The sequence below is a fragment of the Phyllobacterium sp. CCNWLW183 genome, from assembly GCF_037203775.1.
Lineage (GTDB): Bacteria > Pseudomonadota > Alphaproteobacteria > Rhizobiales > Rhizobiaceae > Phyllobacterium > Phyllobacterium ifriqiyense.
Window position 1 is genome coordinate 46,783 of sequence record NZ_JBBCBN010000013.1, and the last position, 8,909, is coordinate 55,691.

The 8,909-nt window shown below is 50.2% G+C and carries 10 protein-coding genes and 1 pseudogene; 6 read left to right on the top strand and 5 right to left on the bottom strand.

Features of this window, described 5'->3' with window-relative positions:
- Positions 1-9 precede the first annotated feature (9 nt).
- The 4 genes from V9K95_RS22715 to sppA all read right to left on the bottom strand — a co-directional run bounded on the left by V9K95_RS22715 (position 10) and on the right by sppA (position 2,714).
- Complete coding sequence (locus tag V9K95_RS22715; RefSeq protein ID WP_115051538.1) at positions 10-975, bottom strand: ornithine cyclodeaminase family protein; 966 nt, start codon at positions 973-975, stop codon at positions 10-12.
- Positions 976-994: 19 nt separating this feature from the next.
- Entirely contained in the window at positions 995-1,327 is a 333-nt protein-coding gene (locus V9K95_RS22720; protein WP_115051537.1) for a LapA family protein, read from the bottom strand.
- Positions 1,328-1,364: 37 nt separating this feature from the next.
- Positions 1,365-1,649, bottom strand: coding sequence for an integration host factor subunit beta (locus tag V9K95_RS22725; RefSeq protein ID WP_115051536.1), 285 nt, complete (start codon positions 1,647-1,649; stop codon positions 1,365-1,367).
- A 78-nt stretch (positions 1,650-1,727) separates the two neighbouring features.
- Positions 1,728-2,714 carry a signal peptide peptidase SppA gene (gene sppA, locus V9K95_RS22730; protein ID WP_336442309.1) on the bottom strand — a complete coding sequence of 329 codons (987 nt, stop codon included), beginning with the start codon at positions 2,712-2,714 and terminating at the stop codon, positions 1,728-1,730.
- Between the two features lie 247 nt (positions 2,715-2,961).
- On the opposite strand from sppA, the gene lptC reads away from it, so the two are divergent.
- The 6 genes and pseudogenes from lptC (at position 2,962) to ptsN (ending at position 8,350) form a co-directional block, all read left to right on the top strand.
- The gene (lptC, locus tag V9K95_RS22735) at positions 2,962-3,699 is read left to right on the top strand and encodes an LPS export ABC transporter periplasmic protein LptC (protein WP_115051535.1); all 738 of its coding nucleotides are present in this window, start codon (positions 2,962-2,964) and stop codon (positions 3,697-3,699) included.
- Between the two features lie 54 nt (positions 3,700-3,753).
- Positions 3,754-4,362 (top strand): LptA/OstA family protein, encoded by a 609-nt coding sequence (locus tag V9K95_RS22740; RefSeq protein WP_115051534.1) that lies wholly within the window; start codon positions 3,754-3,756, stop codon positions 4,360-4,362.
- Positions 4,363-4,480: 118 nt separating this feature from the next.
- A pseudogene (gene lptB, locus V9K95_RS22745) lies at positions 4,481-5,209 on the top strand (LPS export ABC transporter ATP-binding protein); the annotation flags it as partial.
- 167 nt (positions 5,210-5,376) lie between these two features.
- On the top strand, positions 5,377-7,014 hold the full coding sequence (rpoN, locus tag V9K95_RS22750) for an RNA polymerase factor sigma-54 (RefSeq protein ID WP_336442310.1): 1,638 nt from the start codon (positions 5,377-5,379) through the stop codon (positions 7,012-7,014).
- A gap of 200 nt (positions 7,015-7,214) precedes the next feature.
- Positions 7,215-7,805: a ribosome hibernation-promoting factor, HPF/YfiA family gene (gene hpf / locus V9K95_RS22755; RefSeq protein ID WP_115051531.1), complete on the top strand. Its 591-nt coding sequence runs from the start codon at positions 7,215-7,217 to the stop codon at positions 7,803-7,805.
- Between the two features lie 80 nt (positions 7,806-7,885).
- Entirely contained in the window at positions 7,886-8,350 is a 465-nt protein-coding gene (gene ptsN / locus V9K95_RS22760) for a PTS IIA-like nitrogen regulatory protein PtsN (RefSeq protein WP_008127044.1), read from the top strand.
- Between the two features lie 45 nt (positions 8,351-8,395).
- On the opposite strand, the gene V9K95_RS22765 is transcribed toward ptsN, so the two are convergent.
- Positions 8,396-8,824 (bottom strand): Fur family transcriptional regulator, encoded by a 429-nt coding sequence (locus V9K95_RS22765; protein ID WP_115051630.1) that lies wholly within the window; start codon positions 8,822-8,824, stop codon positions 8,396-8,398.
- Positions 8,825-8,909: the final 85 nt, after the last annotated feature.

The window sequence follows — 8,909 nt, forward strand, 5'->3', positions numbered from 1 at the left end:
CCAAGGTTACTACGCCATTGCCTTTTCATAGACAAGGATACCCGCAGCAAGGTCTTCAAGAGCTGCGCCAACGGATTTGAACAATGTAATCTCGCCCGTCGATTGACGACCTCTCATTGTTCCTCGTGTGAGGTCGAACAAATCGCCAATTATGTGGCCGGAATCGATTACCCCGGCCTTGATCGGCTGGACGATATCACCGCCCTCTTTTAGCGCTCCGTCTCTCGTATCAACAAAAACACGCGCTCGTTTGATGCACTCATCGTCACTTTCTCGCATCTTCGGCGTAAAAGCACCGATAAGATCGACGTGCGCGCCGGCTTTCAGATGTTTTCCAAGGATCAACGGCTCGGTGGATAGCGTACCGGCGGTGATGATATCGGCCTCCGCGATCGCTGCATCCTTGTCTTCAACAGCTCTGGCGTTAAAACCGTCCCGGATCAACTCTGCCGCTACTTTCTCGGCTCCGGCAAAATTTCTGTTCCAGATCGAGATGTCGTTAATTGGGCGTATGGCGCTATGAGCTCGGGCCAAAAAGCCCGAAAGTGCGCCCGCACCGAGAACCACAAGCTTTGATGCATCTTCCCGGGCGAGATAGCGTGCTGCAAGAGCGGACGCCCCTGCTGTCCGCCATAAGGTCAGGCGTTGACCATCTATAAGAGCTTTTGGTTCACCGGTCTTACCGTCGAGCAACAGATATACACCCATCACGGCAGGTTTCGAGACGGCTCCATTATCTGGCGAGACAGTTACAATCTTGACGCCCATATAACCCTTGGACGAGTCGCCCAGCGCATCAAAATCGGACCATGCGGGCATTAGAAGCAGTGTGGAGGCCGCTCCATCCGGGCGCTCAACAGTATGATGGTGGCGCACGGGCTGGATCACGCCTTGGCGGAATGCCAGCTCGATTGCGTTAATCATGTCGGGCCAGTTCAACAGGGCATCGACCTCAACGGGGGAGACGAGTTTCATTAAAGGTCCTTGATAGAAATTAATGCAAGGAGGGAAGATTGGGTGTCGAGGCCGTTTCAGTGGCTGCCTTGCGCGCTTCCTTGCGTAACATTTCTGCTTCGAGCTTGCGTTGACGCGCCAGCTTGCGATGCTTGCCCTGATTGGACCAAGTGACAAGACTGCCGAGAACAAGACCGATGATCAAAGCGGCAAACAACCAGACAAACAAAGGAGCCGAGTAGGAAAGCGCAGGGTTGCCCGGATTAAAGGGATCAATCGTAAACAGGGCATTACCGCGATTGGCAACCGATAAAGCGATCAGAATAATCGCGATCGGTACGAGAATCAGTACGGCGACCACGCGATTAATCATATTGAAGCCTCTTTTTGCTTATTCACTAAGTATGGATTCAGCTGTTTGCATTCAGCCTGTCGCGGAGTTCCTTGCCGGTCTTGAAGAACGGTACCCACTTCTCTTCGACGTCAACGCTTTCACCTGTTCGCGGGTTGCGGCCGCTGCGGGCCGGCCGGTTCTTTACGGAAAATGCACCGAAGCCTCGTAGCTCGACGCGATTGCCCTCAGCCAAAGCATCTGTAATTTCGTCAAAGATGGCGCCGACAATATTCTCCACATCGCGCTGGAATAGGTGCGGATTGCGGTTGGCAATTATTTGCACAAGCTCTGATTTGATCACAGCAAAATTCCCTTCTGGTTTTGAGATCAGGATACACAGTCGAACTGGACTATGCCACTGATCTTATATGTAAATAGCTTATTGCGCTCCCACGGGCTTGCCGTCAACGTGCCAAACCGAAACGAGTCCGTCAAGAAACATCCTGTCGCCAGTAATTTCGTGGAGCACTCCAGTGCTTGTCTCAGGCAGACCCAGCAGTTTGGCAGCCATTTTCATCGCCGATTGCGAGAAAAGAGAACCAAAGGTGGATTTTTCAACCGGTTTCCATTCAACGACCTTAAGTTTCGGGTCTACGCCCTTACCTTCAAGCCATTCAAGCGCCTTTTCTTCACCGCCAAGCGCGTCGATAAGTTTGTTCGATAGAGCCTGACGACCAGTAAATACGGAGCCATCTGCCAGCGCCAACGCCTGTTCGTGGTTAAATTTGCGACGATCCTCAACGAGGCCCACAAACCAATTGTAGGAATCGATTATCATGCGATGGATCATTGCCTTGGCTTCATCGCTTGCAGGATTGAAAAAATTGGGTTCAGCTTTTAGCGGGCTGGATTTAATAGTTTCGACTTTTACACCGACCTTTGTCAAAAGCTCCGATATATCCGGATACTGAAACAAGACGCCAATGGAACCGACAATGGACGACTGCCTTGCAACAATATGATCCGTAGCGACTGCGATCATATATCCGGCTGAGGCAGCCAAAGTCCCAACCTGCGCAACGACGGGTTTTTTCTCTGCAATTTTGCGGACAGATTCGTAAATTGCTTCACCGCCAGCAGTGGTGCCACCGGGTGAATCAATGGACACGATAACACCTTTGACGGCGTCGGACTCCCCAATATCTTTCAAGCGTTTGAGAAGCTCTTCATCTTCAAGAATTGTTCCCTCAACACGCACTTTTGCAATGTGAGGAACGGATTTGCTTGTATAGCCTTCCGAACCGCTGGTGATGAGATAGATTGCAATCAAAGCTAAAGCAGCCACCAGCAAAGCAACAATACGCCAGAAAGTTACCTTTCGCCGTAGCTTGCGCCTATCGATAATTGCATCCGCTGTGTTGGCCATGATTTTTGTCCGTTTCGCCAATGTTTGTGATACTCTTTTGCGATATCGCCCAGTGGAAGTCCAGACAGTGCGCCAATCGATGAGTACAAATATGGGTGCGCGAATGACCTTGTAACTGGCCATCTCACCACATACTTGTTCCTACACGCATCGCATATGCTCTAAATCACGTCTATTTCATCGAAAAATAACCATATTGGCGTTGAACTAGCTAGAAATATTATAAACGGTAACAGCAGCCAAACCCATGTCTATTGAAAAAACCGATATCACTGGTGTGCGAAATGCCGCCGCAGACGCCGAGCATCATGCGACGGTTGCACGGCAATTTGCGGCATCCGACAAGGGATCGACTGTTTTCGAAGCTGCGGAACGTCATTCGCGCCGCGTTCGGTTGTTGAAGTTTTCTTTGCCTGTAATTGCCCTTGTGGGCGCTGCGGTATTTTCGTGGTTTACATTCTTTTCCGCCTCGGGCGTTCCAAACAACATTGCTCTGGATGGTGCTGGAATCGAGGATGGCAAGCTTGTGATGACGAATCCCAAGCTCGACGGCTTTACCAAGGATAAGCTTCCCTACAAAATGAGTGCTGTAAGAGCCTTGCAGCAGGTTGGAAACAGTTCAGTCATATCGCTTGAAGGTATTGACGCGGAAATTCCAATCGGCAAAGACATGCGCGCTGAGGTTAAAGCGAAGTCAGGGGTTTTCGACAATGCCAACAGGCAGTTGAAGCTCGACAGCGAGATAAGTTTGGTGACATCGGATGGCATAACTGCTCAGTTGCAATCTGCCGATATTGATATTGCCGGAAATACCATGTCCACCAATGATCCAGTCAGCGTAAAAAATCGTAATGGCAGTATTGTTGCCGATAGTATGCAGATCACTGAGGGTGGTAAGGTAGTGACGTTTGAAAAGCGTGTAAGGCTTGTCATTCAACCTACAAAGCTGCAAGAAGGTGACAATGAGGTAAAATCGTCCAACTGATCTACAGTCGGGATTGTTACTTTGAAGAAATTTCTCGGATTAGGAGAGAGAGCAATGTCTTTCGGGGCGAAACTGATCAGGATATCATCGGTTGCAGTGAGTTTGTTGGCCTCCGCGTTGGTTGTCCCTGCCATGGCGCAGCAGACTCCAGGTGCAGCGCCCGGCGGTATAAAGCTTTCAGGCGATCAGCCAATTCAGATCGATTCCGACAAGGTCGTGCTGCATAATGATGCAGGTACCGCAACATTCACTGGAAATGTTACGGTTGTTCAGGGCGCAACCTTGCTAAAAGCAGGCTCAATGATCGTCTACTACGTTAAAGGTGGCAATAAAGATGCCGCAAACGCAGATGCTTCGAAAGTTTCGAGCGGCGTGGCTGGTGCCGGAGCCCAGGACATTGATCATCTCGAAGTCAGCGATAAAGTCTATGTGAAGTCTGAAGACCAAGTAGCCACCGGGGATCACGGTACATTTGACATGAAGACCGAAGTGCTCGTCCTGACGGGAAGCAAGGTCGTCCTTTCCCAAGGGGACAATGTTGCTGTTGGATGTAAGCTTACAGCTCAGCTGAAAACCGGTGAAGCTCAGCTGGAAAGCTGCAAGAGTGGCCAGACCGGACGCGTTTCAATCGTCGTTGCGCCTAAAAACGCCCAAAAGAACTAAGCCGCCGGAAGAATTGTAAGTGTCCCTATTTTCACGCCGCTCACCCAGCACAAATGCCGCACGGCCAAACTCCAGTGTTTCACAGGAGATGCGCCCGGCGGATCCCTTGGCCGTGGATCGCATGAAGGGCACACTCGTCGCGCGTGGGATCACGAAAAGCTATAATGGGCGCCAAGTCGTAAATGGTGTTTCATTCGGCGTGCGTTCCGGTGAGGCTGTTGGCATTCTTGGGCCGAATGGCGCTGGCAAGACAACATGTTTTTATATGGTGACCGGGCTCGTGCCAGTCGACAAGGGCACGATAGAAATTGACGGGTTCGATGTCACAACAATGCCCATGTATCGGCGATCGCGCCTTGGTATCGGGTATTTGCCGCAAGAGGCCTCAATTTTTCGCGGATTATCAGTAGAAAATAATATCAAGGCCGTGCTCGAGGTTGTCGAAAAGGACAGGCACGCCCGCGCGCAGGAGTTGGATTCACTTCTTGAAGAGTTCCACATTGCCCATTTGCGAAAAGCTCCAGCGATTTCCCTTTCCGGTGGTGAGCGCAGGCGCCTAGAGATCGCGCGTGCTTTGGCCTCGCGTCCAAACTTCATGTTGCTCGACGAGCCGTTTGCTGGTGTTGATCCGATTGCTGTTGCGGATATTCAGCAATTGGTAAGGCATCTGACTGGCCGTGGCATTGGCGTATTGATTACAGACCACAATGTTCGCGAAACGCTCAAGCTCATCGACAGGGCCTATATTATCCATGCCGGTCAGGTTTTGACCCATGGTCGCCCGGACGAAATAATTGCTAATCCGGATGTCCGCCGACTTTATCTTGGTGATGAGTTCAAGCTCTGATTTTGCCGATCAGGCCCTCCGGTGACATAAAAATCTCAACTTTCAAACCCGTACTGGTTGAAAATGACATCAGCACGCGAGTTTTTGGAGCTTTTCAATTGACAAGCAAGGATTGGGCCACTTCTGTACTGCAGTAACTAATTCTGTATGGAGTAGCTGCGTATATTATGGCTCTGTCGCCAAAACTCGATTTGAGGCAAACCCAATCTCTGGTGATGACTCCATTGCTGATGCAGTCGATACGGCTGCTGCAGCTGAATCATATCGAGCTTGAGCAGTTCATAGAGCAGGAAATCGAAAAAAACCCATTATTGGAAAGACTGGATGCTTCAGACGACACTATTTTGTTTGGCGGCGTTCATTCCGAACATCGTTCAGACAGCGATCAGGATCTACGAAGCGACGGTAGTGCCGACAGGGTTTTATCTGATGATGCCGATAGTCTTTGGTTGAATAGCGGCGAGACCACCAGCTCAAGTGCAATGTCCGATACGTTTGATAGCTCGCTCGAGAATATTTTTCCTGACGATCCCGGTAGCCGCGATTTTATTGCAAGTGATCTTGCTTCTCAGTGGAAGTCATCTGCAGGCGATGGCTATGTCTCGTCGGGTGGAGAGAACTATAATCTTGAACAGGTGACCGCAGCGCCTCTCAATATGCAGGAGCATATCAGGGAACAGATAATTTTCGCTTTCGAAAAAGCAGAAGATCGAATGATCGCAGCCGAACTCGCTGATCAGGTCGACGAAATTGGTTATTTTCGTGGTGATATTGCCGAACTCGCCATCCGGATTGGTTCTTCCGTTGAACATCTGGAGAAGCTGCTTTTTGTCCTGCAGGGATTTGAGCCCGCAGGCTTGTTTGCACGCGATCTTGCTGAATGCCTGCGGCTTCAATTGCGTGCCAGAAAACGCCTCTCACCAGCGATGGATATCCTGCTTCAAAATCTTGAGCTGCTCGCCAAACGCGATTTTCATAGTTTGAAAAAACTGTGCCGGCTTGGAGACACCGAAATTATCGATATGCTTCGGGAAATACAGTTGCTTGACCCAAAACCAGGCACTGCGTTTTCGTCTGGCATAGCCGATAGCATCATCCCCGATGTTCAGGTTGACCAGGCTCCCGATGGCAGTTGGCGTATCGAGCTTAACTCGGAGACATTGCCCAAGGTGCTGATCAACAACAACTACTATGCAACTATAATGAGGGCGAAAACATCTCCGGACGAAAAGACATTTCTGGGGGAATGCATGCACAATGCGAACTGGTTGATTCGAAGTCTTGACCAGCGCGCTCAGACGATTCTTAAGGTCGCCACGGAGATTGTTCGCCAGCAGGAGCAGTTTCTTTTGCAGGGCGTCGCATATTTGAAACCTCTCAATCTGCGCAATGTTGCCGATGCCATTGGGATGCACGAATCCACGGTTAGCCGGGTCACGACAAATAAGTACATGCTCACCAAGCGCGGCGTTTTCGAACTGCGATACTTTTTCAATGCAGCCATTGCTGCCAGTGAGGGCGCCGAGCAACATTCTTCGCAATCTGTAAGGCATCAAATCAAAATTCTCATTGATGCTGAGTCGCCGGATTCAATCCTTTCGGATGATACAATCGTGGAAATGTTGAAGGAACAAAATATTGATATTGCGCGGCGAACTGTAGCCAAATACCGCGAAGCGATGAACATCGCTTCCTCGGTGCAACGGCGCCGCGAGAAAAAAGCTGAGGCTTCTGCTACCAAGAGCAATGTAAGGTCTGGATTCATTGCTCCGCCACGTGTAGGATTACTGGCAGTGGGCAAATGAACTGGGCCAAAGAAGTCCAGTCAGGGAGAACGAAGCGCTGATAGTTTACGACGATGGAGTTGAAGCGCGCCTAAGGATGGAACATCAGGAAAGTGAAATGTGATTGATCATCCCCGCGATTTTGCGGGATGTCTTTGCTCGATTCGAAACAACAGTGTAGATTGGATCGGGCAATGAAATCACAATGAAGGTGAGGTATCATGAGTCTGCGTGTATCTGGAAAACATATGGACATCGGCGATGCTTTCCGCGTCAAAATCGAAGAGCGGATGGCTGAAATGGTCACCAAATATTTCGGTGGCGGGTATTCTGGCCACGTTACTGTGGAAAAGCAGGGCTCCCGATTTATCGCAGATTGTCTCGTGCGTCTCGATACCGGAACGGTATTGCAGGCCGCTGGTGAAGCTCAAGATCCACAACTGGCATTTGATGCCGCTGGTGAGCGTGTTGACAAGCGGTTGCGTCGCTATAAGCGTCGGCTGAAATCGCATCAGGCTCCTGGCTCAAACGGTGTTTTCGATGATGTTTCTTATCGCGTGATGGCACCTGTACCGGATGAAGATGAGGATATTCCGGAGGATTATGCTCCCACAATCGTCGCTGAAACCTCGATGGCTTTGAGAAGCATGAGCGTTGCATCTGCGGTCGTAGAGCTCGACTTGAAAGATAGTCCTGTGGTTGTGTTCCGCAACGCTGGTAGTACGCAGGTTAATATCGTATATCGCCGCGCAGATGGGAATATTGGTTGGATCGATCCCTCGACGGTGGCCGATCAAGTCGTATCCCGGTAACAAAAAACAAGTTCATGGCGAGTTGAACTACCGTTCGCACTCTTAACAAGGTGCGGACGGTAACTGGAAGGAAGAGAATAATGGATCTGGGTGATCTCATTCAGCCCGACGCTGTCCTGCCCGCATTGAAAGTCAATTCCAAGAAGCAACTCTTGCAGATCATGTCGGAAAAGGCAGCCGCCTTGACCGGTTTGAGCGAGCGCGAGGTTTTCGATACGGTTTTGCAACGCGAGCGTCTAGGATCAACCGGTGTCGGCAATGGCATTGCCATTCCACACGGCAAGATCAACAGCGTAAAGCGTATTGCCGGGGTTTTTGCCCAGTTGGATACGCCTGTCGATTTTGAGGCGTTGGACGATCAGCCCGTCGACATCGTGTTTCTCTTGCTAGCTCCGGAAAATGCTGGCGCTGACCACTTGAAGGCATTGTCCAGGATTGCTCGCATGTTGCGCGATCCAGAGCGGATCGCCAAATTGCGGACCGCCCATGATGCCAGCCTGCTTTATGAGTTGCTGACGTCGCAGCCAGCCTCCAATGCGGCCTGACGGCTTATTGCGTAGTTTTAAAAAAGGCCGCCTTTGGGCGGCTTTTTATTTTTCGGTTTTTCGCGCATAGAGTTCAAGTCGGTGGTGTACAATATCGTACCCGAGCGATTTGGCGATTTCCTCCTGCAGTTTTTCAATTTTGTCCGATTTGAATTCGATGACTGCGCCGGTATCAATATCAATCAGATGGTCATGATGGTCGCCATGCGCCTGTTCAAAACGCGATGGTCCGCCATTGAACGCATGGCGATGTATGGCACCCATATCTTCAAGCAAATTCATCGTTCGATAGACTGTGGAAAGCGAAATGCTGTCGTCAATCTCAATGGCACGATGAAATATTTTCATCGCGTCAGGATGGTCTTCCGTTGAGCTCAAAATATCCAGGATAATGCGCCGGGGCCGCGTAATACGTACGCCCGCTTTGCGCAATTCCTTTTCATATTCAGGTTTCTGATTCAAAGCATGTTTCATAGCTGGAATATGCGTCAGATCGTCCTCAGTTGCAAATTTTCTCAACTGAGGACGCCTTTAAATTTGGTTATAAAGAAATCGCCGC

What these genes read in the sequence shown, in the direction of transcription:
- V9K95_RS22715 (WP_115051538.1), bottom strand. Translation starts at nt 975, where the DNA reads ATGAAACTCGTCTCCCCCGTTGAGGTCGATGCCCTGTTGAACTGGCCC.
- V9K95_RS22720 (WP_115051537.1), bottom strand. Translation starts at nt 1,327, where the DNA reads ATGATTAATCGCGTGGTCGCCGTACTGATTCTCGTACCGATCGCGATT.
- sppA (WP_336442309.1), bottom strand. Translation starts at nt 2,714, where the DNA reads ATGGCCAACACAGCGGATGCAATTATCGATAGGCGCAAGCTACGGCGA.
- lptC (WP_115051535.1), top strand. Translation starts at nt 2,962, where the DNA reads ATGTCTATTGAAAAAACCGATATCACTGGTGTGCGAAATGCCGCCGCA.
- V9K95_RS22740 (WP_115051534.1), top strand. Translation starts at nt 3,754, where the DNA reads ATGTCTTTCGGGGCGAAACTGATCAGGATATCATCGGTTGCAGTGAGT.
- rpoN (WP_336442310.1), top strand. Translation starts at nt 5,377, where the DNA reads ATGGCTCTGTCGCCAAAACTCGATTTGAGGCAAACCCAATCTCTGGTG.
- hpf (WP_115051531.1), top strand. Translation starts at nt 7,215, where the DNA reads ATGAGTCTGCGTGTATCTGGAAAACATATGGACATCGGCGATGCTTTC.
- ptsN (WP_008127044.1), top strand. Translation starts at nt 7,886, where the DNA reads ATGGATCTGGGTGATCTCATTCAGCCCGACGCTGTCCTGCCCGCATTG.
- V9K95_RS22765 (WP_115051630.1), bottom strand. Translation starts at nt 8,824, where the DNA reads ATGAAACATGCTTTGAATCAGAAACCTGAATATGAAAAGGAATTGCGC.